The sequence below is a fragment of the Streptomyces sp. TP-A0356 genome (assembly GCF_001417775.1).
Taxonomy (GTDB): Bacteria; Actinomycetota; Actinomycetes; order Streptomycetales; family Streptomycetaceae; genus Streptomyces.
The window spans coordinates 297,806-318,717 of record NZ_BBZJ01000015.1; the positions used below are offsets into that span (position 1 = coordinate 297,806).

Genomic DNA, 20,912 nt, shown 5'->3' on the forward strand with positions numbered 1-20,912 from the left:
GTCAGCCGCGGAGGGCCGCGAGATCCCTGCCCGGCAGATGGATCCAGCCCTCCTGCCGGGCGGCCGCGCGCTCGTCCGGGGTACGGGGCCACACGGTGTCCTCGATCTGCACGGCACGGGCGACCAGGGCGCAGACCAGGGCGTCGAGATGGTCGTGGCTGTCGGCGCACTGCGCGCGCACTGCCTCGGGGAGCGACAGCCCCAGGCCCACCTCGACCGAGCGGACGATGTGTTCCCGTAGGGCACGGGCTCCCGGCCCGGCGCTCTTGTAGCTGCGGGTGAGGTGGATCCCCCATCGCCGCAGTGCCGCGGCCGGGTAGACCTCGGCAACCGGTCCGGACCCGTCCCGGGGCACGGGGACGCCCGTCGCCGCGAGGGCGTCCAGCAGATAGGCCGCTCGTAGCGCCACGACACCCAGAAGATCGGTCGACACCGACAGCGGAGGCCGCATCGAGGTGGCCTTCCAGGTGAGGTCGTCGGTCAGCCGGAACCGCAGCGCGTCAAGACCGGGCCTGCCGTCCGTACGGTCCTGGAACCTGACGGGAGGCGGCAGCCGGGTGCCTCGGTGGTGGGCCAGGACCGTTGCCACGAAGTTCGAGGGCCAGCCGAGGGGGCAGTCGAGGCCTGTCTTGTCGGCCGCCCGGACGACCGCCAGGAGTTCCTCGTCTCCCTCGGGTACCAGGAACTCCACCGTCAGGCCGCCCTCGTCTCCCCAGACCACCCGGCACACCGCCGTTCGCCGCGCGCTCGCAGCAAGGTCGACGCCGACGGTCACCGTCTGTTCTTGCACCATGCCGAGATCTCCCTGGTCGATCTCGCCGTGTGGGTGACCGACGACGTCGACCGGCTGGAGCACGTCTCCGGCGCGGACTACAGCGGCCCGCGCATCAGCACCCGCACCTGACACCGACATCGTCCCCCCGGGGATGACGGTGTCAGTCCTCGGCGGACCGCTGGAGCATGGCGAGGGTCAGGACGTTCCCGCCGATGCCCCAGCCGCCGTCGGTGACCTCTTCCACCAGGACCATGGTGTTGGAGCGGGCGCGTTCACCGTAGATCTCGACGTACAGCTCGGTGGTGCGGGCGACGATCTGCTGCTTCTGCCTCTCGTCGAGGGATCCGGCAGGGACCTTGAAGTTCGCGAACGGCACGGTGGCTCTCTTTCGGAGTGTGACTGCAGGACTTGGTCGGACGTGGAGCGGGGCGGCTGTCAGACGATGCCGCCGTTGGCGCGGATCACCTGGCCGTTGACCCAGTGACCTGCCGGGGAGGCGAGGAAGGCCACCACCTCGGCGATGTCGCCGGGGGTGCCGAGGCGCTCCAGCGGGGGCCCTGCGGCCAGCCGGGCGACTGTCTGTTCGTCCTTGCCTTCCAGGAACAGATCGGTGGCGGTGGGGCCGGGGGCGACGGCGTTGACGGTGACGTCCCTGCCGCGCAGTTCGCGTGCGAGGATCATCGTGAGTGCCTCGACGGCGCCCTTGCTCGCGCTGTAGGCGCCGTAGCGGGGCAGGGCCAGGCCGACCACGGACGTGGAGAACGTGACGAGCGCGCCCCCGCCGCGAAGCCTCCGGGCGGCCTGCCGGCCGACCACGAAGGTGCCCCGGATGTTGGTGCGGTGGAGCGCGTCCAGCTCCGCCAGGTCCAACTCTGCGACCGGGGCCAGATGCATGCGGCCGGCCGCGTGGACGACGACGTCGACTCCGCCGAACTCGGACTCCGCGGTGTCGAACAGCGCGGCCACCTGCTCGTCGTCGGCGACGTCGGCCTGGACGGCGACCGCCCGGCCACCGGCGGCGGTGACGTCCTTGACGGCGGCCTCGGCCAGATCGCGGTTGCCCGCGTAACCGACGACGACCGCGTATCCGTCGGCGGCCAGCCGGTTCACCGTCTCGCGGCCGATGCCACGCGAGCCGCCGGTGACGAGGGCGACGCGGGGCTGATCGTGGCCGTGCGCGGAGGAGGCGCGGCCCGCCGCGGTCTCCTGGGCGGGTGACGCGGTGTCTCGTGGGGACATGAGGACTCCTGGGGAGCGTGCCGGATCGGGGATGCCACGGCGCGTGGATCGTGGCGCGGGGCGACTGCGTCGTCGGCGGTGCCCTGCTCGCCTCCACCGTGGGCCGGTCGTCCCGCGTCAGCCACGGCTGCGTCTACCCGGGGGTTGTCATCCCCTGGCTCGGCCCGTCGGCACACGTCACGATGGAGGGCGTGAACCACTCGGAGCTCGCCGCCTTTCTGAGGTCCCGGCGCGACCGGGTCCGCCCGGCCGACGTCGGCCTGCCGACCGGCCCCCGACGCCGGGTGCCCGGTCTGCGACGCGAGGAGGTCGCCCAGCTGGCCGGGCTGTCCGCGGACTACTACACGGAGCTGGAACGCGGGCGCGGCGCCCAGCCCTCCGCCCAGGTACTCGCCGCCCTGGCGCGGGCGCTGCGGCTGAACGGCGACGAACGCGACCATCTGTTCCATCTCGCCGACCGGCCGCTGCCTCCGGCGGCGCACGGTCCGACCGCGCATGTCCAGCCGGCCCTGCTCGGCCTGCTGGACCGGCTCACCACCACCCCCGCGCAGGTCATCACCGACCTGCACGAAACCCTTGTCCAGAACCGTCTGGCCGCCGCACTCGTCGGCCGTCCTCCGGCGGTGCGGGGCCCGGAGGCGAGCTTCGTCCACCGCTGGTTCACCGACCCGTCCGCCCGTGCTCTCCACCCGCCCGAGGACCACCCCCACCACTCCCGGGTCTTCGTCGCCGACCTGCAGGCGGTCGCCGCGCGGCGCGGTGGCGACGTCGAAGTGACCCGGATGGTGGCCGCGCTCCGGCGGCGCAGCGAGGAGTTCGCCGCCCTCTGGGACACCCATGACGTCGCCCTCAGGCGGACCGACCACAAGCGCATCGTCCACCCCGCGCTGGGCGTCATCGAGCTGGACTGCCACAGCCTGTTCAGCGAGGACGGTCGCCAGCGCCTGCTGTGGTTCAGCGCTCCGCCCGGTACCGAGGGCGCCGCCCAGCTGGAGCTCCTCTCCGTCATCGGTACGCAGGACATGACGACCAGCGGGAACGAGCTCGGACAGCGGAAGGCCTGAGCCCGCGGATCCCGGCGCTCCCCGGCGGCCGTGCCGGGCCGGCGCTGTACGGCCGCCGGGGCGGACCCGTAGCGCCGGGCGTTCGGGAAGTCCTCACCGGCGCTTCGGCGGCTGGATCCACCCGAGGGACCGCTCGACGGCTCGCTGCCAGCACTCGTACTCCCACTCGCGCCGTTGGGGATCCATCGCAGGCAGCCACTGGGCGGCCCGGTGCCAGTTGCGGCGCAGGACCTCCAGGTCCGACCAGTAGCCGGCCGCGAGTCCGGCGGCGTAGGCGGCGCCGAGGGAGACCGTCTCCGCGACCAGGGGCCGCACCACGGGCACATCGAGTACGTCGGCCAGGAACTGCATGAGCAGGTTGTCGGACGTCATGCCGCCGTCCACCTTGAGCTGCTGCAGGGGGAAGGGGGTGTCCGCCTTCATGGCGTCGACGACCTCCCGCGTCTGCCAGCCGGTGGCCTCCAGCACGGCTCGGGCCAGGTGGCCCTTGGTGATGTACGAGGTGAGGCCGACGATGACGCCGCGGGCGTCGCTGCGCCAGTGGGGTGCAAACAGACCGGAGAACGCGGGGACGATGTAGCAGCCGCCGTTGTCCTCGACGGTGAGCGCCAGGGTCTCGATCTCGGGTGCGGTGTGGATCAGCCCCAGCCGGTCGCGGAACCACTGGACCAGCGCGCCGGTGACGGCGATCGGCCCTTCCAGGGCGTAGACCGTGGGCTGGTTCGCGATCTTGTACGCGACCGTGGTGAGGAGGCCGTGCCGGGACCGCACCACGTCGGTGCCGGTGTTCATGAGCAGGAAGCTGCCCGTCCCGTACGTGCACTTCGTGTCTCCGGGCGAGAAGCACGTCTGTCCGAACAGGGCCGCCTGCTGGTCGCCGAGGGCGGCCGTGATGGGGACGCCCGGGAGCACCGCGCGGGCGTCGCCGTAGGTCTCGGCCGAGGAGCGGATCTCCGGCAGCATCGCGTGCGGCACCCCGAAGTACGCCATCAGCTCTTGGTCCCAGGTCAGCTTGCTGATGTTGATGAGCATGGTGCGGCTGGCGTTGGTGGCGTCGGTGATGTGCAGGCCGCCGTCCGCACCACCGGTGAGATTCCAGATCAGCCAGCTCTCGATGGTGCCGAACAGCACCTCACCGTTCCGGGCGCGCTGTTCCAGCCCTTCGACGTGGTCGAACAGCCACCGGATCCGGGGTGCGGAGAAGTAGGTCGAGGGGGCCAGGCAGCAGCGTTCGAGGAAGAAGTCGTCGCCGGGCTCCTTCCTCAGGTCCTCGACGAGCGCAGCGGTGCGGGTGTCCTGCCAGACGATCGCCCTGCCCAGCGGGGTGCCGGTCCGCCGGTCCCAGAGCACCGTGGTCTCCCGCTGGTTGGCGATCCCGATGGCGGCGATCTGCCGGGCGTCCAGGTGGGCCTTGGACAGCGCCTCGGGCACGATGCGCTGGAGATTGCGCCAGATCTCGACGGCGTCGTGCTCGACCCAGCCGGGCCGCGGGAAGTGCTGCTGGTGCTCCCGCTGGGCGACCGATACCAACCGCCCGCGCTGGTCGAACAGCATGCATCGTGTGGAGGTGGTGCCCTGGTCGATGGACATCACATACCGGTCAACCATGATCGGGCCTGCCTTCCGATGCGTCGCGCAGGTGCTGGGACCTACCAGCGGGTCGCCCCCAGGTCTCTGGAAATAGCTCGTGCGGCTTCCCGGAGCAGGGTGATCAGGGCCGGTTGCGGTCGGCGCTGGGTGTCGCAGATCCGCTCGACCGGGCCGGATACGCCGATCGCGCCCACCACGAGGCCGCCGTGACCCCGGATCGGCGCGGCGACTCCGGCCTCGCCCATGCTCATCTCCTGTACCTCGGCGCCCCAGCCGAACTCCCGGATCTCGCCGAGGGCCTGGTTGAGGGCCTTCGGGTCGACCAGGGTGTGCCGGGTGTACGCCTCCAGTCCGGCCTCCAGCAGTGGCTCGACGGGCGCCGCCCCGAAGGCCAGCAGAACCTTGCCGAGCGAGGAGGCATGCAGCGGGAGCAGCGCGCCCACGTCCAGGGTCTGGAGGGTGTCGTCCGGCCGGAAGACGTGGTGGACCACGAGGACCTGGCCCTCCAGGGGCGTGCCCAGACGGACGGCCTCACCGCTGCGGGCGGCCAGGGCGTCGGCCCAGTTCAGGGAGCGGGACCGCAGCTCATTGACGTCGAGGTAACTGGTGCCGAGGTGCAGCAGGGCCGCCCCCAGCTGGTACTTTCCCGTCGCCTCGTCCTGCTCCACGAAGTCCACGTGCTGCAGGGTGCGCAGAATGCCGTGGGCGGTGCCCTTGGCGAGCCCGAGCGAGGACGCCACCTCGCCGAGCCCCAGCCGACGGGGGCCGCCGGCGAGCAGACGCAGGATCGCCGCCGCCCGTTCGATGGACTGGACTGGGCCGGCCATGAAGCGATCTTAGTCCGAGTCCGCCCGGCTCACGACTGGCGTTCGGTAATGCCGACCCATGTTCATTGACCCACCCGCACTTCCTTCCTTAGCGTGCCATAACGCCCGCGCCCGGCCTCCGGCCGGCAGCGCTGCACGGAGGAAGGAGGGCCTGTGACAATAGCGCAACTCGACGCCGCGCCTCGCGCAGGAGTCGAACACGTCTTTCCGCTGCCGCACGACCCCAGGGCCGTCTCGGCGGTACGCCGACGCGTGCGCACGGTCCTCACCGCTTGGAAACTGCCCGCGGACATCGCCGAGGACGTGCTCCTCGTGATCTCGGAGCTGCTCACCAACGCGATCGTCCACGCCCTGCCCCCGGCGGCTCTCCGGCTGTCGCAGGCCCTGCTGGAGGGCCGCAGGGCCGTTCGCGTGGAAGTGACCGACGCGGGGCCCGCGGCAGCGGCGGGGCTGTCGGCGCTCGCGGTCGATCCGGACGAACACGGCCGGGGCATCGACATCGTCACCACTCTGTCGACCCGGTGCGGCGTACGAACACACCGCGGCGGCACCAGCCGGTGGGCAGAGATGCTCGTGGGGTGAGAGTCGGGGGGTGGGGCCGGCCGGGGCGCGGAGGGCGTCCCCGCCGCACCGGCTGAATGCGCCTTCGTGGGCAAGCGCGTGCCGCCGAGCGGGCGGAGCGGGGGCCTGCGACTCTGAGAGTACGTGCCACTGGTCCGGAAGTCCGCGGCCGAGGGCGGGCAGGAGCGGACCCGGGGGCCTCCGGGCGAAGGAAGGGCTGCGCATGACCGCTCCGGACGGGGTGCCGGGCACCTGGGAGGTGGCGGCTGCACCCGCGGCGAGGGTCCTCCTGGACGCCGACGGTGTGATCACCGAGTGGAGCCCCGAGGCCGAGTCACTGCTGGGCCACCGGCCCGAGGAGATGGTGGGCCGGGCGCTGTCGTCGCTGCTGGTCGGACCCGATCAGGCCGCGGAGCCCGCCGTGTCGCACGCGCCGCCGTCCGGTGGCGGCTGCCGGGTGCGTCTGCGGGACCGGTCCGGTTCGCCGGTGGAGGCCGAGTGGTCGATGTGCCCTCGGGTCGGCCCGGAGGGCCGGGTGGCATGGGCGGTCTCCCTCACCCGGACGCGCGGTACGGATACCCCCGACTTCGACCGGGCCGTGCTCGACGCGCTGCTGTCCGAGTCGCCGATCGCTCTGCACATCTTCGACAACGACCTTCGGGTGGTGCGGGTCAACACCGCCTCGCCCGGGATGCGCGGCACAGGCGCCGAGGATGTGGTCGGGCGCCGGGCCCGCGACATCGCGCCCTCCTTCGCGACCGACGCCGTCGAGGGCTTGCTGCGGCACGTGCTGAGCACGGGTGAGCCGCTCATCGACTTCGTACAACCGGGACCTCCTTCTGCCGATCCCGGTGACGAGCGCGTGTTCTCCCTGTCGGCCTTCCGGCTGCGCAACCGTGCGGGAGAGGATCTGGGAGTGTTGAGCCTGACCATCGACGTCACGGAGCGTCACCGGGACCGGGCGCGCCTCGAACTGCTGAACGCGGCCAGCACCCGTATCGGCACGACCCTCGACATCACCCGTACGGCGGACGAGTTCGCCGAGGTCGTGGTCGGCCGTCTGGCCGACGCCGTCGCCGTGGACATACTCGATTCCGTCTACCAGGGCGAGGCGCCGGAGCCCGGACCGCTCGCCTCCGAGGTCACCTTCCGGCGAGCCGCCTTCCGGTCGGCCACGGGCTCCGGGCTGCAGCCCGCCTACGCGGTCGGCGAGAGGGCTTCGTACGGCTTCCCGACACCGCTCACCCAGAGCCTCGCGGATCTGCGGCCCCGCCTGATACCGCGGGTCGACGACGAGGACGGGTGGCTCGCGCACGACCCGGTCAGAGCGGACCGCATGCGCGCCGCACAGGTGCACTCCCTGATGGTGGTACCGCTGGCCGCGCGGGGGGTGGTGCTGGGCGCGGTCGGTCTGTACCGCTCCATGACGCCCGAGCCGTTCCAGGAGGACGACCTGAGCATCGCGACAGACCTCGCCGCGTACACCGCGCTGTGCGTGGACAACGCCCGCGGGTACACCCGGGAGCGCACCGCCGCCCTCATCCTGCAGAACAGCCTGCTCCCGAGCCGGCTGCCCACCCAGAACGCCGTGCAGGCCGTCTTCAGCTATCTGCCGGGGCACGCCGGCGGGACCTGGTACGACGTCGTCCCGCTGTCCGGCGCACGCGTCGCCCTGATGGTCGGGGAGGTGACGGGCCACGGCATGCACGCCGTGGCCACCATGGGCCGCCTCCGCGCCACGGCGCACACCCTGGCGGCGCTGGACCTGGCCCCCGACGAGGTGCTGGCACACCTGGACGATCTCATGGTCCGGCTCGTCGAGGAGGGCCGGCCCGCCGCCGCCAATGGCCCCCTGGACGCCCAGCCCACCGCCGCCACCTGCGCCTACGCGGTCTACGACCCGGTCAGCGCTCGCCTGGACGTGGCCCGGGCCGGACATCCCGCTCCGCTCGTCGCCCAGCCCGACGGACTCGTGGAGCCGGTCGACGCACCGGCTGGGGCACCGCTGGGCAGTGGCGGGATGCCGTTCGACACCAGTGAGTCGCACGTGCCGGAGGGAAGTCTGATCGTCCTCTACACCGAAGGGCTCGTCCCCCGACACCCGGGCGACGGCCTGACGCGACTGCGGCGCATCCTCGCCCAGCCGCATGCGAGTGTGCAGGCCGCGTGTGACGCGGTGATCTACTCCGAGCTGTCCGGCCGCCCCGACCGGGACGTGGTGCTCCTCCTCGCTCGTACCCGCGTCCTGAGCGAGGACCATGTCGCCTCCTGGACCTTTCCCAGTGATCCGGCGATCGTGGCCACCGTCCGCACCCTGGTCGACCACCAGCTCGCCAGCTGGGGGCTGTCCGATCTCGCGTTCACGACGGAAGTGGTCGTCAGCGAGCTGGTCACCAATGCCATCCGGTACGCGCGGGGAACGATCCAGGTGCGGCTGATCCGGGACCGTTCTCTGCTCTGTGAGGTCACCGACGGCAGCAGCGCGGCCCCTCATCTGCGCCATCCGCGCAGCACCGACGAGGGTGGTCGCGGACTGCTGCTCGTCGCCCAGCTCACCGACCACTGGGGCACCCGCCGCGACCGCCGCGGCAAGACCATCTGGACCGAGCAACCGCTGCCCGCCCGACCGGGCGACAACCCGCCTCCCGCGCAGGGCTCCTGAGCCACTGCCGCCTCCCGCGCAGGGCTCCTGAGCCACTGCCGACTCATGTCCATGGCCCGACGGCAGGGCCGCGACCGCCGTGCGCCCAGGCGGTACGCACAGGAGCTCAGTCCCCCGTCGGCCCCTGTGCCGCCGGCCCACAAGGCGGCCACCGGGAGGGCCACGTCAGGGTCGCCCACACCACGTTGCCTCCCGTCAGCGCGGAACGCTCGACCCCCCAGGCGGCCGCGATCTCCCGTACGAGCAGCAGACCGCGGCCGCTCTCGTCGTCAGTGCCCGGTCGGCACGGTGGGAGGCCACGCCCCGTGACGTCCTCATCGTGCACCCCGAGGCCGAGACCCGCGTCCGGGACGAGCTCGACAGCACACAGGACGCGGGTGCTGGGGGTGTGGATGACGGCGTTGGTGACCAGTTCGGACACCAGGAGAGCGGCGTCGGCGCGGACGTCGGCGGGCAACTGGCGGGAGCCCAGCCACGCGTCCACGGAACGGCGGGCGACGGCGACGCTGGACCGCTGCGCCGGAAGCTCGAACCGGTGTGCCCGCTGGGGGCTCGTGGCGTCTAAGAGCAGGGGGGCGGGAATCGTGTGGGGGGACACCGTGGTCGCCTTCCAAGGGGGCGGGAGACGGAGAAGGTGAGCGGTGGACCGGTCCGGGGCGCGCGCTCCGACGCGGACTCCAGGTGGAACGCCGGATCACCCCAACTCCGTGCGAAGAGGCAGGCGTTGACGGTGTTCGGTGCGCGTCGGCGGTTTCGCTCACGCACGCAACTATGCGGGCAGCGCAGTTCACGCTGCAAGCGACTCCCTGATAATTTCAGAGAGACGGTATGCGTCTGGCGCCATCACCAAGTCGCTGTCAGACTCACATTGGTGACAGCCCCTCAGGAGGTAAGGGCGTGAGCGAGGCACGTTCGGGTTCCGGCACCAGCGCACCCACCGTTCTCCGTATGATCCTCGGCCGACGACTTCAGGAGAGGCGGCAGGGCGCGGGCGTCTCACTGGACGACGCCGCCAGGGCCTTGCGGGTGAAGCCGTTGACCATCCGCCGTCTGGAGAAGGCGGAGGTCGGCCTCAAGCCTCTCTATGTGGAGAAGCTGCTGCAGACCTACGGGGCCGAGCAGCGGGAGATCGACGAGTTCGTGGCCCTCGCCGAGCAGGCCAACGAGCCCGGCTGGTGGCACGCGTACCGCGATGTGCTGCCGAGCTGGTTCACCGCCTATGTGAGCCTGGAGTCCGGCGCCAAGACCCTGCGCACCTATGAGCCCCACTACGTCACGGGCCTGCTGCAGACGTACGGGTACGCGCGCGCCGTCCTGCGCGGGGGCTTCCCGAACGACGGCGACGAGGACCTGGAGCGCCGCGTGGACGGACGGTTGCGGCGCCAGAGCCTGCTGGAGAGACCGGACGCGCCCACCCTGTGGGTGGTGATGGAGGAGGCCGTCCTGCACCGGGTGGTGGGTGGAGCCGAGGTGATGCGGGAGCAGATCGACCGTCTCCTGGAGCTCTCGGAGCTGGACCACGTCAGCGTCGACGTCGTTCCGTTCGCCGCGGGTGCGCACGTCGGTGCCTGCGCGCCCTTCACGTACTTCCGCTTCGAGGAGCCGGAGCTGCCCGACATCGTCTACAGCGAGATCCTCTCCGCCTCCGTGTACCTGGACCAGCGTTCCGACGTCGTCGCCCACCTGGAGGCGCACAACCGGATGTCGCTGCTGACCTCGTCCGCGGACAGCAAGGCGCTCTTGAACCGCATGCGCAAGGAGTACTCATGAGCCCCACCAACGGCCTTGTCTACAACGGGATGCCCGCGTCGGACCTCGGCGAGCAGGGCTGGGAGTCTCCGTGGAGCGGCCCCAACGGGGGGCAGTGCGTGGAAACCAAGCAACTGGCCGACGGGCGCGTGGCCTTGCGGCAGTCCACGGATCCGGCGGGGCCCGCGCTGATCTACACGCCACAGGAGATCGCCGCGTTCGTCGCGGGGGTCAAGAAGGGCCTCGCCGACCATCTGACGGCCGGCTGAACCGGCCGACGAGCGGGAAGGATCCGGAGGCCGTCCGCTTCCGGTCGGGACCCGCCCCGCACGCCCGACGTACACCAGTGAAAGGGAGATGATGACCAACTCGCACGCCGCGCGGGGCATCGACACCAGCCGGCCGCACTCCGCCCGCATGTACGACTACTACCTCGGCGGCAAGGACCACTTCGAGGTCGACAAGCTGGCGGCCGAGACCGTCGCGGCCGCCTATCCGGGCATCTTCGTGTGCGCGCGGGAGAACCGGGGCTTCATGCACCGGGCGACCCGGGTCCTCGCGCGCGAGCACGGCATCCGGCAGTGGCTGGACATCGGCACCGGCATCCCCACCGAGCCGAACCTGCACCAGGTGGCGCAGTCGGTGGTTCCCGAGGCCCGGGTGGTCTACGCGGACAACGACCCTCTGGTCCTCAAGTACGCCGAGCGTCTGATGCGCAGCACGCCGCAGGGCCGCACCACGTACATCGAGGCCGACGTCAACGAGCCCGACACGCTGCTGGGCGCGCCCCAGTTGGCCGAGGTGCTGGACCTGAGCCGACCGGTGGCGCTGTCACTGAACGCCCTGATGCACTTCGTCACCGACGCCCAGGATCCGTACGGACTCGTCAACCGTCTGCTGGACGCCCTCCCCTCGGGCAGCGCCCTGGCACTGAGTCACTGCACACCCGACTTCGACCCGGGGACCTGGGAGAAGGTCACCGATATCTACACCCGTGCCGGGACACCCGTGCGGTTCCGCTCCCAGAAGGACGTCGCCCGCTTCTTCGACGGGCTCGAACTGCTCGACCCCGGCATCACCGTCGGCCACCACTGGCGCCCCGACGCGGGGCAGGGCGACACGCCCACGGGCCAGCTGCCCACGGACGCCGAGGTCAGCCTGTGGACCGGAGTGGGCATCAAGCCCTAGCGGAGGGGCGCGCAGCCGTAGGGAGGAGTGTGTGACGTGCCGAAGACCCAGCCCTCCACCGATCTGGGCACGTATCGAGCGTATGTGGCCCATATCTCGTGCTGCCGGAAGTGCCGACGCACACGCTGCCCGGTCGGTACCGCGCTGTGCCGTGATTATCTGGTCGAGGTCACTACGCGCAAGTGAGCGAGCGGTGCCGCGATCAGAACCCGTCGTCGGGCCGGCGGGGGCTGGGACCAGGGCGAGTTGAGGCGCGCACCGAGGCGGGCCTGCGGTACGGGGCGCGACCCGGACGGAATGGCCTGAGCGACGCACGCAATAGAGGGAGCTGAGGCTGGCCGCGGTACGCACCGGCGGGGATACCGGCAAGCAGGCGGCGGCCGAGATCATGACCTGTATGTGGGCGACGGCGCGGGAGCGGTACGCGGAGGCTCTGGCGGTGCCGGCGCGGACCCGGACACGGCCTGAGCTCACATCGACTCGCCATTCCCCACCGGGGCACCCGCACCCTCGCCGAGTCGTGTGGATCCCGTGGCCGCGTGGCCGCGCGGTGGCTTGGGCGAGGCGGGCCCGGTGCGCGCGGGCGGAATCGGGGCCGGTCCCGACGGGCTCGTGGCGCGTCGCCGTCGAGGCATGGCCGCGATCAGCGCGACGGCCACCATCCGCCGCACCCGGTGTCCGCGCCCGTGGAGCAGACCCAGGACGACGGCGGCGGCCACCGCGATGAGGTGCTCGCGGCCGGCCAGGTTCGGCTTGACGACCGACTCCCACACCATGGACCCGCCGGTGAGCGTGAACACCACGGGAGCATGCCGGACGACGGCGAGGTAGGTGAAGAGGCCCACGACCGCGGCCGACGGTCCGGTGTCGAGCACCTGCCCGATCTCGGGTGGCAGGCCCAGGCCCCACCAGCCCGGCCCGAGCGCGATCATCACGCGCACCGTGAGGGTGCCGGCGAGTGTGGTCGCGTACGCCAGGGCGAGCGTCCGGGCCCGGCCGAGCGCCAGTTCGGCCAGCGCGAAGGCCAGGAACAGCTGGGTGATGCCCGCCCACACCGGCAGGTCGAGGGCCGGGACGTACAGCGACACCGGAGTGCGCAGCAGGGCCAGCCACAGCGGCAGGTCGGCCATGACACCGCCGAGCACACGCACCGCCACGGCGCCCGCGGGCCGCTGCGCGACCGCGTGGAAGAAGATCACGCCTAAGGCGGCCACGAAGGCCAGCACGAGTCCGGACAGCCCGCGCCACAGCAGTTGCCGTACCGGATCGACGACTATGGAGTACCACTCGCCCCGCAGCGTGCGTACGACGAACAGCGCGGCCCGCACACACGCAGCCCCCAGGCGCCCCGGCTCGCTGTGGCTCGCCAGGGCCGGCAGTCCGTGGTCCCTCCGCCCGCCGCCCCGCATGCCGCCGCCCCCGGTGCGGCCTCGTTGCCTCTCCACCTCTTGAAGCAAGGATTCCCCCCAATATCCACAGAATGGCAATCCTATGGATCGGAATCCAGACCCGGGCCAAGTGATGTATGTCGGACGGCGGGTGATGCTCCGTCAGGGCTAATGGGTGGCGCGGGCGCGCCGGCAGGGGACCCCAAGGCCGGAACCCCGGCCCGATTCCGGCGGGCCGGGGTTCTCGTTCTCTGTTGTGTCACGCGGGTGTCTGGATCACTTACCGCCCCGGTCACCGCGCTCACCGCGGTCACCGCGGTCACCGTGGTCCTCGTGGTCCTCGTGCTCCTCGAACTCGTGGTGACGCACCACGCGGAAGCTGCCCACCACGCCGTGCTTGACCTTCACACCACCACGGACGTGGCGGGGGAAGAGCCCGTTGCTGGAGCTCCACGGGCCGACGGTGGCGATGGGAGCCCCGTTGTCGCAGGTGGCACCGTTGAAGACCTCGACGGTCTTGCGGCTGTCGTTGCGGACGTTCAGGCTGTTGGCGCCCAGGCCGCTGACGACGGTGATGCAGCCGCCCGGTTCGGCGGAGTAGTCCCGCTCGTTGATGTGGATCCTGCCCTCCTCCTCGTGGTGGCGACGGAAGTGGTGCTCCTCCTCGTGCTCCCGACCCTCGTGCTCCCGACCCTCGTTGCCCTTGCCCTCGTTGTAGTTGCCGTTGTTGTTGCCGTTGTTGTTGCCGTTGCCGTTACCGTTGCCGTTGCCGTTGCCGTTGTTGCCCTCGGGAACGGCGGCGGGAGCGGGGGCGGCGGCCGGGACGGCGGCCGGGACGGCGGCCGGGACGGCGGCCTGCTGCGCGATCGGAGCCGCCTTGGCCGGCTCGGAGGCCGCGGAGGCGTAGGTGATGCCGGTTGCCACCAGGGCCGCTCCGGCAGCGATCGCGGCGGAAACTGCGATGGAACGCGTTGCCATGTCACTTCTCCTGTCTCAGACACGTCGGCTGTGAGCCGATGCGTGATTGAAAGTACAGACGATGGCGATACATGTCATATCGGACATGCGGACAATATGACGAAACATCCGATTGGCGTAGTCATGGCGCTGACACCCCGTCATTCCGGCGCCCACCGGCCCCGACGGTCCGGCCCTGAGCGGGTCCTCGACGTCAGGGTCAGGCCGGGCACACGGTCGCCGGTGCGAGGCGGTCGGAGACCCGGAAGGCGTGGGTGACCACCACCATGCCGGGGGCCCCGCGGCCCGTAGCGTGCGTGGGCGCGCCAGGGCCGGCTCGCGACCCACCCCGAAGCTCGCCGGATCCTCCACGGTCCGTCAGCGGTCCGCGGCGTGTGCGACGCCGTGAGGCGCACGCCATGTCCGGGCCAACCTCGAGGTGGCGATCCGTCAGATCTCTTGGGTCAGTGGGCCGTTGCTCGTCAACATGGGCATATGGGCGTAAGGGGCGTGGTGTTGGGTCACGCGGACACTCCATGAGGAGCGGCTCTCGGATCCTCGGCACGTGTGATCACGGAACCCGGCAGCGCGCCCATCACCGCTGCGACACTTGTCCAGAGAGCTTCCACCGCACCAGTCGATCACAGAGTGGCCGTGAACTGGCATCCTGGTGAAGAACAACCGGCTCCGGTCCTCCGTACCATCGGTACACCGGCGCCCTGCGCAGCAGTTACCCCCGCCGCTGCACAGACACCGGCCCGGGAAGCACATCTGAGTCGCTGCCCGCACGACACCCCGCAGTCCTTCGCCGCGGCCGAAACAACCCAGGAAGGGTCGACCCCATGTCCGAGAGCACCACCGCCACCACTGACCTGACGTCGCAGTACACCGCCCAGGTGACCAGCGACCTCGAACAGAACGTCAAGGAGCAGGAACGTATCAGTGCTGAGATCGCCGCACTTGAGGAGCATCTGACGAACCTTCAGCACGACCACACCGTACTGGTGAACATGCAACGCGCGCTCGGCGTCGCGTCGGCACCGGCCGAGTCGACGGCCACGGCGACCAGCGCCGTGGTACCCGCTCCCCGCAAGAAGTCCACATCCGAGGCCGGCACGAGCAGGAACGGGTCCAAGAACGCGTCGAAGACCGCGGCCAGGAGCGCGAGCGAGAAGACACGAGTGAAGAGGGGCACCGCCGCCCAGGCCCGTCCGACAGGCAAGACGCTGAACGCCGGGAAGCCCGAGGGCAATGCCTCGGCCACGAAGACGGCCCAGCCCACGCTGGTAGAACTCGTCCGCGGTCATCTCACCGAGCAGAGCGAGCCGCGCTCCGCGGCGGAGATCGCCACCGCGCTCGGCCAGGCCCATCCCGAGCGCGGCATCAAGGCCACCGTCGTGCGCACCACGCTCGAAGGGCTCGTGGCCAGGAACCAGGCTCAGCGCAGCAAGCAGGGCACCTCCGTCTTCTACACCGCTGCGGAGACCTCCGAACCGACTGCGGCGCGCGAGGCCGAGGCCCGGACGGACCAGGCCGGCTGACGCCCGCGGGCGGCCGGCTGCGCCGGTGCCACGCGGGAATGAGCGGGAATGAAGGGGTCGCGGGCGTCAGGCGGTCGCGGTCCAGTTCGGGCTGCTGGTGCCGTTGCAGCCCCAGGTGACGAGGTGGGCCCCGCAACGCGGTGAACGTGGCGACGACCGCACGGAGTTGGGCGCCGAAGCCGTCGGCCGGCGGGTCGACGAGGCCGCGCCAACCCGGCTGGCCCCCAGTAGTCCTCGCCCATGGCTCCGTCGACGGACGTCGTACTCGTAGGCGAAGGGCCTGGCGAAACCGTCGTGGCCGCACACCAGGCATCGGCTGCGGCCTGGGCGTTCACCCTGGCGGGTGAGTGGTGCGGCGCGCGCCTCGCCACGGCGGACCCGCCACCCTCCAGGGAGCCGTGATCGTCCCGCCGAGGCATGCTGGAGGGGTGATCATGCTCGCCGCGCTGTTCGCAGTGATGGGAGCCGCCAGCAATGCGGTGGGTACCGCGTTCCAGCGCAAGGCGGCGTCCACGGTCACCCGCGGCGGGGGCCTGCGACTACTGCTCGAACTGGCGCACCGCCCCGCCTGGGTGATCGGCATCGGCGGGGTCGTCGGGGCCGCGCTGTTCCAGGCCCTTGCCCTGGTGAACGGACCGATGGCGCTGGTGCAGCCTCTGTTCGTGCTGGAACTGCCCTTCGCGCTGCTGATCGCGGCGCCTCTCCTGCACCGCCGTCTGCCCGGCGCGGGCTGGTGGGCCATCGCCGGGGTGGTCACGGGGCTCGCTCTGGTCCTGGGGTCGGCCGCGCCTTCCGGTGTGCAGAACCAGGCGCCCATGATGCGATGGATTCCGGCGCTCGCGCTGTGCCTGGGGACCATGGCCACGGCGGTCGTCCTGGGCCGCCCGGGCCGTCCACCGCTGTTCCGGGCCGCCGCACTGGCCACGGGCTCGGCCGTCGGCAACGCCCTGACCGCCGCGTTGCTCAAGTCCGCCTCGGGCACGTTCTCGGAGGACGGCCTCGTGGGCTTCCTCGCGTCCTGGCAGACCTACGGGTTCGCGCTGACCGGTGTCAGCGCCGTCCTGCTGCTGGAGAACGCGCTCCAGGCGGGTTGGCTCGCCGCGTCCCAACCGGCGCTGACCATCGGCGACGCCACGGTCAGTCTGTTGCTGGGCGTCACGCTCTTCGGGGAGGAGATCCGGACCGGCTGGTGGCTCCTGCCCGAGGCGATCGGGGTGGGGCTGATCGCGTGGGGCGTGCTGAGGCTCAGCCGGGTGGTGCCCAGCATGCGCTAGGTGTACTCGGCCGGGGCGCGCCGCCGGGCGACTCACGTCGGCAGGGGTGAGGGGACGGTTCCTCCACCGTCTTGAGTGCTGGGCGTTCCTTCCCCTGCGCCGACAGCCGCGCTGGACCGATTTGTCCGACTGTTGACAGACGCGCACGCTGGGACTGTGAACGACGTCGCCTCTCCTCGCCGCCCGGGAGCCTTGCGACGCGGCGGGGCTCTCGTTGATCGGCTCCCGGGAAGGGAACGTCACCGCGGCGCTCCGGCACCGCAGGGCCCGCGCACTTGCCGAGGGAGGCGTGCATGACGGCGGAGAAGCCGCGCTACGACACCGCGAGCGAGGTGCCGCTCGGGGGTTACGCCCTGCTCGCGACGGCCTTCGCGGCGGGGATCACGGTGTTCACCGTGGTGGCGCGACGCCGGGGGGTGCAGCTGCCCGAACGGGTTCCGCCCTGGGACGTCGCCCTGCTGGCAACGGCGACGTTCAGGGCCTCGCGCCTGCTGTCCAAGGACAAGATCACCAGCTTCCTGCGGGCACCCTTCACCCACCGCGAGTCCGCGGGCACGGCCGACGAGGTGATGGACCAGCCGCGCGGGACGGGTGCGCGGCGGGCCGTGGGCGACCTGGTGGCCTGCCCGTTCTGCACCGCGGGCTGGGTGGCCGGCGCCCTGGTCTGCGGCTACGTTGCCGCGCCCAGGGCCACGCGCCTGGTCTGCGCCGGCCTCAGTGCCGTCACGGTGGCGGACCTGCTGCAGTACGCCTGGAGCTGGACCGCTCAGTCGGTCGAGGGCTGACGAGAGCTGATCGCGAGGTCGGACGGTGAGAGGGTGTCGCGGCCTCGCTCAGGTGCGGGGCGGAGCCTCCGCGAGGCGTGCGGCGGTCTCCAGCAGCAGAGCGTGGACGAACGCTCTCGGGAGGTTGCCCCGCAGCCGACGCTGGGCGACGTCGAACTCCTCCGCGTACAGACCCGACGCTCCACAGGCGGCGCGGTTGCGTTCGAACCACCGGTGTGCGTCGACCGGGCGGCCCTGCTGGTGTTCGGCGAGCGCCATCACGAACCCGCACGGCAGGAACGCGCCCTCGGCCTCCTCCAGTGGCCGGTCGCCGTGACGGAAGCGGTACATGAAGTGGTCGCGCGCCAGCCTGCGGCGGCAGGCGGTCAGGGTGGCCCGGGCGCGGGCGTCGTCCGCGGGCAGCGCGCCGCGTACGGCGGGCAGCAGCAGAGCGGCGTCCACGTCGGGGTCCTCCGGGGCGCGCTGCCAGTGGCCGTCGGCGTGCACGCAGGTCGCCGAGGTGTCGGCGAGCAGGGAGTCGGCGAGCCGGGTGAAGGTGTCGGCGAGCGGATGCCGCGGTGCCACGGCGGCCATGGCGCGCAGCCCGGCCACACAGGTCAGCCGGCTGTGGGTCCACGGCCGGGCGTCCAGCTCCCACATACCGGCGTCGGGCTGCCGGCCGCGCTCGGCGATGGCGCTCACCGCGAGCTCGGCGGCCCGCCAGCCCAGGGCGTCCAGCCGGCCGCGGCGTTCGGCGGCCGCGAACAGCAGCAGGGCTTCGCCGAAGCAGTCCAGCTGGAACTGCCGCCTCACCCGGTTGCCGACACGGCTGAAGCCGCCCGGGTAGCCGGGCAGGTCGAGTTCCCGCTCACCGGGGACCGGGCTGCCGTGCACGGTGTAGGCGGGGGCGAGCCGCGGACCGTCGGCCCGCAGCCGCTCGCCGACGAACCGCACGGCCGCGTCCAGGAGCTTCGGGGCCTCGGCGGCGGCCGCGGCCTGTCCGGCGTAGCTCTGGTCGCGGATCCACACGTACCGGTCGTCGTGGTAGCGCCCTTCCTCGGCGCGTGCGGGCAGGCTGGTGGTGGCCGCCGCGACCATGCCGCCGCCGTGGGTGGTCAGCCCGCGCAGGACGGCGTAGGCATGACGTGCGTCCCGCGTGGCGATCGTGTGGTCCAGCGCGGGCACGGCCTGTCGCCACGCCTCCTGGGTCGCGACCCATGCCTGCTCGGCCCTCGGAGGCGTACGCGGCAGCGGCGCGTCGGCGCACTCCAGCACCAGGTCATGACGCTCCCCGGGCTTCAGCTCGATCTCGGTGGCGAGGCCCTGGCCACGGGCGACGGCCCGGGCGGCCCCCTGCCAGCGCAGACGGTGGTGGCCCGAGTTCAGGTACCAGGCGCCGTCCTCACTGCGGTGCGCCGAGGTGAGGGGGCCGCGGCCGTAGTCGGCGTGCGGGTCGAGCACGACCCGCACATGGGCCGGGCCGTCCACGGCGCACAGCTGCCGCAGCAGAACGAGGCGGCCCGGCTCACCGGGGAAGGCGAGGGCCTCGCGGCATTCGATCACTCCCTCGGTGGTGACCCAGCGGCTGCGCCAGATCAGGGTTCCCTCCTCGTAGCACCCGCAGGAGACGTGCCGGGCCCGCGGGGTGACGGCGTAGACGCCACGGCCGCCGATGAGGGAGGCGAAGACGGCGTCGTCGTGCCAGCCGGGCGCGCACAGCCAGCCGATGGCGCCGTCCGGACCGATCAGCGCCCCGCGCTCCCCGTCGGCCAGCAGCGCGTAGTCGTGCAGCGCGTGGGGCGGGAAGGGTGTGCTCATGGGTACTGCCTCCTGGTCCAGGATCGGCCAGGTGCCGCGTCGCCGCCCGCCGGGTCAGGGCCCGGACGGTCTCACGCCTCGCCCGGGACGCGGGGAAGAGTGAGGGAGCGGAGGCGGACGCACGGCGCTGTCGCGGCCCGTCATTCAGGCAGCACACCGCGGCCCGCCCGTGCCCGCGTTCTCCCCGCTCCGTTCCACCCGCTCCCGCGTTCTCCCCACTCCCGTTCTCCCCGCTGACGCGTTCTCGCTGCTCCCCGGGCGCCTGCGCGGACCGGTGTCCCCGCGCTCGCTCTGTGTGAGTCACCCGGATGCCGTACACCACCGAGCCGCCCGCGCTCCGGCGACGGACGCTGATCGGGGTACTCGACAGCCTTCCGCGACGTCAGCGGCCCGGCGTCGAGAGCGGACCCGCTGCGCAGTCGGCGCACAGGGAGGAGATCTGCATGGCCACCGCCTTGTCTCATAAATGGGAACACGCCGTCGTCACCGGCGGCGCCGGGTTCGTCGGCTCGCACCTGTGCACCGCCCTGCTGGACGCGGGCGCGGCGGTCACCTGCGTGGACGACTTCAGCACCGGTCGGCCCGAAAACGTGTCCGCCTTGCTGGACCGCCCGGGATTCACCCTGGTGCAGGCGAACGTCGCCGAGGGACTCGCCGTCGAACGGCCACCCGATCTCATCCTTCACTTCGCTTCCCCCGCGTCCCCCGCCGACTATCTGCGGCTGCCCCTGCACACCATGGAGACCGGCAGCCTCGGTACCCGCAACGCCCTGGACCTCGCCCGTCGCTCCGGAGCCCGCTTCCTTCTCGCCTCGACGTCCGAGGTCTACGGTGACCCGCAGCAGAACCCCCAGGACGAGCGGTACTGGGGCCATGTGAACCCGGTCGGGCCCCGGAGCGTGTACGACGAGGCCAAACGGTTCGGTGAGGCCCTCACCACCGCTCACGCCGATGCGAAGGGCACCGACACCGCCATCGTGCGGCTCTTCAACACCTACGGTCCCCGGATGCGCGGCCACGACGGCCGTGCCGTGCCGACGTTCATCCGGCAGGCACTGGACGGCGAACCGCTCACCGTGACCGGCGACGGCCACCAGACCCGGTCGCTCTGCTACGTCGACGACACCGTCCGCGGCATCCTGGCGGTGGCGGCGCACGGCATGCGCGGCCCGGTCAACATCGGCAATCCCACCGAGCTCACCATGCTGGATCTCGCCCGCCTCGTCATCGAGCTCACCGGATCCAGGTCGGAGATCCGCTTCATCGAACGGCCCACCGACGACCCGGCCGTCCGCTGTCCGGACATCACACTGGCCCGCGACAAGCTCGGCTGGGAACCCCAGGTGGACGCCGGGGAAGGCCTGCGCCGCACCATCGACTGGTTCCGCGACGCCGCCGGTCGCTGACCGTCGGGCGCCCGCCCGCCGCCCGAAGCCCCGCGGGAACGCAACCGGCTCCGCCCCGGACCTGCCCGACACCCGCCGCCCCGCGGTCCCGCTGCTCCGGCGGCCCCCT

At 71.8% G+C, this 20,912-nt stretch carries 19 protein-coding genes; 10 read left to right on the forward strand and 9 right to left on the reverse strand.

All coding sequences use genetic code 11. From position 1 onward, the window contains the following. Position 1: 1 nt before the first annotated feature. The 3 genes from ASC56_RS09880 to ASC56_RS09890 all read right to left on the reverse strand — a co-directional run bounded on the left by ASC56_RS09880 (position 2) and on the right by ASC56_RS09890 (position 2,014). Positions 2-793 carry a DUF429 domain-containing protein gene (locus tag ASC56_RS09880; RefSeq protein WP_199835952.1) on the reverse strand — a complete coding sequence of 264 codons (792 nt, stop codon included), beginning with the start codon at positions 791-793 and terminating at the stop codon, positions 2-4. A gap of 142 nt (positions 794-935) precedes the next feature. Beyond that, complete coding sequence (locus ASC56_RS09885) at positions 936-1,151, reverse strand: 4-oxalocrotonate tautomerase family protein (protein WP_055490879.1); 216 nt, start codon at positions 1,149-1,151, stop codon at positions 936-938. Between the two features lie 59 nt (positions 1,152-1,210). Beyond that, positions 1,211-2,014: an SDR family oxidoreductase gene (locus tag ASC56_RS09890; RefSeq protein WP_055490880.1), complete on the reverse strand. Its 804-nt coding sequence runs from the start codon at positions 2,012-2,014 to the stop codon at positions 1,211-1,213. Between the two features lie 191 nt (positions 2,015-2,205). Here ASC56_RS09890 and ASC56_RS09895 point away from each other — a divergent pair, with 191 nt between their 5' ends. Then, the gene (locus ASC56_RS09895; RefSeq protein ID WP_055491081.1) at positions 2,206-3,078 is read left to right on the forward strand and encodes a helix-turn-helix transcriptional regulator; all 873 of its coding nucleotides are present in this window, start codon (positions 2,206-2,208) and stop codon (positions 3,076-3,078) included. Between the two features lie 93 nt (positions 3,079-3,171). Here the strand turns inward: ASC56_RS09895 and glpK are convergent, their stop codons facing one another. Continuing rightward, positions 3,172-4,686 carry a glycerol kinase GlpK gene (gene glpK / locus ASC56_RS09900; protein WP_055490881.1) on the reverse strand — a complete coding sequence of 505 codons (1,515 nt, stop codon included), beginning with the start codon at positions 4,684-4,686 and terminating at the stop codon, positions 3,172-3,174. Positions 4,687-4,727: 41 nt separating this feature from the next. Next, positions 4,728-5,495, reverse strand: a complete 768-nt coding sequence (locus tag ASC56_RS09905) for an IclR family transcriptional regulator (protein ID WP_055490882.1) — start codon at positions 5,493-5,495, stop codon at positions 4,728-4,730. Positions 5,496-5,648: 153 nt separating this feature from the next. Here ASC56_RS09905 and ASC56_RS09910 point away from each other — a divergent pair, with 153 nt between their 5' ends. After that, positions 5,649-6,077 carry an ATP-binding protein gene (locus tag ASC56_RS09910; RefSeq protein ID WP_055490883.1) on the forward strand — a complete coding sequence of 143 codons (429 nt, stop codon included), beginning with the start codon at positions 5,649-5,651 and terminating at the stop codon, positions 6,075-6,077. Positions 6,078-6,279: 202 nt separating this feature from the next. After that, complete coding sequence (locus tag ASC56_RS09915; protein ID WP_055490884.1) at positions 6,280-8,718, forward strand: SpoIIE family protein phosphatase; 2,439 nt, start codon at positions 6,280-6,282, stop codon at positions 8,716-8,718. Between the two features lie 106 nt (positions 8,719-8,824). Here the strand turns inward: ASC56_RS09915 and ASC56_RS09920 are convergent, their stop codons facing one another. Then, positions 8,825-9,316, reverse strand: coding sequence for an ATP-binding protein (locus ASC56_RS09920; protein WP_055490885.1), 492 nt, complete (start codon positions 9,314-9,316; stop codon positions 8,825-8,827). Positions 9,317-9,615: 299 nt separating this feature from the next. Here ASC56_RS09920 and ASC56_RS09925 point away from each other — a divergent pair, with 299 nt between their 5' ends. The 3 genes from ASC56_RS09925 (at position 9,616) to ASC56_RS09935 (ending at position 11,655) form a co-directional block, all read left to right on the forward strand. Then, entirely contained in the window at positions 9,616-10,488 is an 873-nt protein-coding gene (locus tag ASC56_RS09925; RefSeq protein ID WP_055490886.1) for a helix-turn-helix transcriptional regulator, read from the forward strand. Continuing rightward, positions 10,485-10,736 carry a DUF397 domain-containing protein gene (locus ASC56_RS09930; protein WP_055490887.1) on the forward strand — a complete coding sequence of 84 codons (252 nt, stop codon included), beginning with the start codon at positions 10,485-10,487 and terminating at the stop codon, positions 10,734-10,736. The genes ASC56_RS09925 and ASC56_RS09930 overlap by 4 nt, the downstream gene beginning before the upstream one ends. A 91-nt stretch (positions 10,737-10,827) precedes the next feature. Further along, on the forward strand, positions 10,828-11,655 hold the full coding sequence (locus tag ASC56_RS09935) for an SAM-dependent methyltransferase (RefSeq protein ID WP_055491082.1): 828 nt from the start codon (positions 10,828-10,830) through the stop codon (positions 11,653-11,655). 470 nt (positions 11,656-12,125) lie between these two features. On the opposite strand, the gene ASC56_RS09940 is transcribed toward ASC56_RS09935, so the two are convergent. Together ASC56_RS09940 and ASC56_RS09945 are read right to left on the reverse strand one after the other, a co-directional pair. After that, positions 12,126-13,100, reverse strand: coding sequence for a hypothetical protein (locus tag ASC56_RS09940; protein WP_371330048.1), 975 nt, complete (start codon positions 13,098-13,100; stop codon positions 12,126-12,128). A gap of 219 nt (positions 13,101-13,319) precedes the next feature. Then, positions 13,320-14,021: a hypothetical protein gene (locus tag ASC56_RS09945; RefSeq protein ID WP_055490888.1), complete on the reverse strand. Its 702-nt coding sequence runs from the start codon at positions 14,019-14,021 to the stop codon at positions 13,320-13,322. A gap of 821 nt (positions 14,022-14,842) precedes the next feature. Between ASC56_RS09945 and ASC56_RS09950 the strand changes: the two genes are divergently transcribed. The 3 genes from ASC56_RS09950 to ASC56_RS09960 all read left to right on the forward strand — a co-directional run bounded on the left by ASC56_RS09950 (position 14,843) and on the right by ASC56_RS09960 (position 17,600). Beyond that, a complete protein-coding gene (locus ASC56_RS09950; protein ID WP_055490889.1) occupies positions 14,843-15,541 on the forward strand; it encodes a hypothetical protein in 699 nt (232 codons plus the stop codon). A 428-nt stretch (positions 15,542-15,969) separates the two neighbouring features. Beyond that, positions 15,970-16,815 carry a DMT family transporter gene (locus tag ASC56_RS09955; RefSeq protein ID WP_055490890.1) on the forward strand — a complete coding sequence of 282 codons (846 nt, stop codon included), beginning with the start codon at positions 15,970-15,972 and terminating at the stop codon, positions 16,813-16,815. Between the two features lie 293 nt (positions 16,816-17,108). Then, a complete protein-coding gene (locus tag ASC56_RS09960) occupies positions 17,109-17,600 on the forward strand; it encodes a DUF1360 domain-containing protein (RefSeq protein WP_055490891.1) in 492 nt (163 codons plus the stop codon). A 48-nt stretch (positions 17,601-17,648) separates the two neighbouring features. Here the strand turns inward: ASC56_RS09960 and ASC56_RS09965 are convergent, their stop codons facing one another. After that, positions 17,649-19,397 (reverse strand): glycoside hydrolase family 15 protein, encoded by a 1,749-nt coding sequence (locus ASC56_RS09965; RefSeq protein ID WP_055490892.1) that lies wholly within the window; start codon positions 19,395-19,397, stop codon positions 17,649-17,651. A gap of 443 nt (positions 19,398-19,840) precedes the next feature. On the opposite strand from ASC56_RS09965, the gene ASC56_RS09970 reads away from it, so the two are divergent. Beyond that, entirely contained in the window at positions 19,841-20,803 is a 963-nt protein-coding gene (locus ASC56_RS09970; RefSeq protein ID WP_055491083.1) for a UDP-glucuronic acid decarboxylase family protein, read from the forward strand. Positions 20,804-20,912: the final 109 nt, after the last annotated feature.

Bases quoted from the DNA above. Each gene is read 5' to 3' on its own strand.
- ASC56_RS09880 (WP_199835952.1), bottom strand. From the start codon at position 793: ATGGTGCAAGAACAGACGGTGACCGTCGGCGTCGACCTTGCTGCGAGC.
- ASC56_RS09890 (WP_055490880.1), bottom strand. From the start codon at position 2,014: ATGTCCCCACGAGACACCGCGTCACCCGCCCAGGAGACCGCGGCGGGC.
- glpK (WP_055490881.1), bottom strand. From the start codon at position 4,686: ATGGTTGACCGGTATGTGATGTCCATCGACCAGGGCACCACCTCCACA.
- ASC56_RS09905 (WP_055490882.1), bottom strand. From the start codon at position 5,495: ATGGCCGGCCCAGTCCAGTCCATCGAACGGGCGGCGGCGATCCTGCGT.
- ASC56_RS09915 (WP_055490884.1), top strand. From the start codon at position 6,280: ATGACCGCTCCGGACGGGGTGCCGGGCACCTGGGAGGTGGCGGCTGCA.
- ASC56_RS09930 (WP_055490887.1), top strand. From the start codon at position 10,485: ATGAGCCCCACCAACGGCCTTGTCTACAACGGGATGCCCGCGTCGGAC.
- ASC56_RS09935 (WP_055491082.1), top strand. From the start codon at position 10,828: ATGACCAACTCGCACGCCGCGCGGGGCATCGACACCAGCCGGCCGCAC.
- ASC56_RS09945 (WP_055490888.1), bottom strand. From the start codon at position 14,021: ATGGCAACGCGTTCCATCGCAGTTTCCGCCGCGATCGCTGCCGGAGCG.
- ASC56_RS09950 (WP_055490889.1), top strand. From the start codon at position 14,843: ATGTCCGAGAGCACCACCGCCACCACTGACCTGACGTCGCAGTACACC.
- ASC56_RS09960 (WP_055490891.1), top strand. From the start codon at position 17,109: ATGACGGCGGAGAAGCCGCGCTACGACACCGCGAGCGAGGTGCCGCTC.
- ASC56_RS09965 (WP_055490892.1), bottom strand. From the start codon at position 19,397: ATGAGCACACCCTTCCCGCCCCACGCGCTGCACGACTACGCGCTGCTG.
- ASC56_RS09970 (WP_055491083.1), top strand. From the start codon at position 19,841: ATGGCCACCGCCTTGTCTCATAAATGGGAACACGCCGTCGTCACCGGC.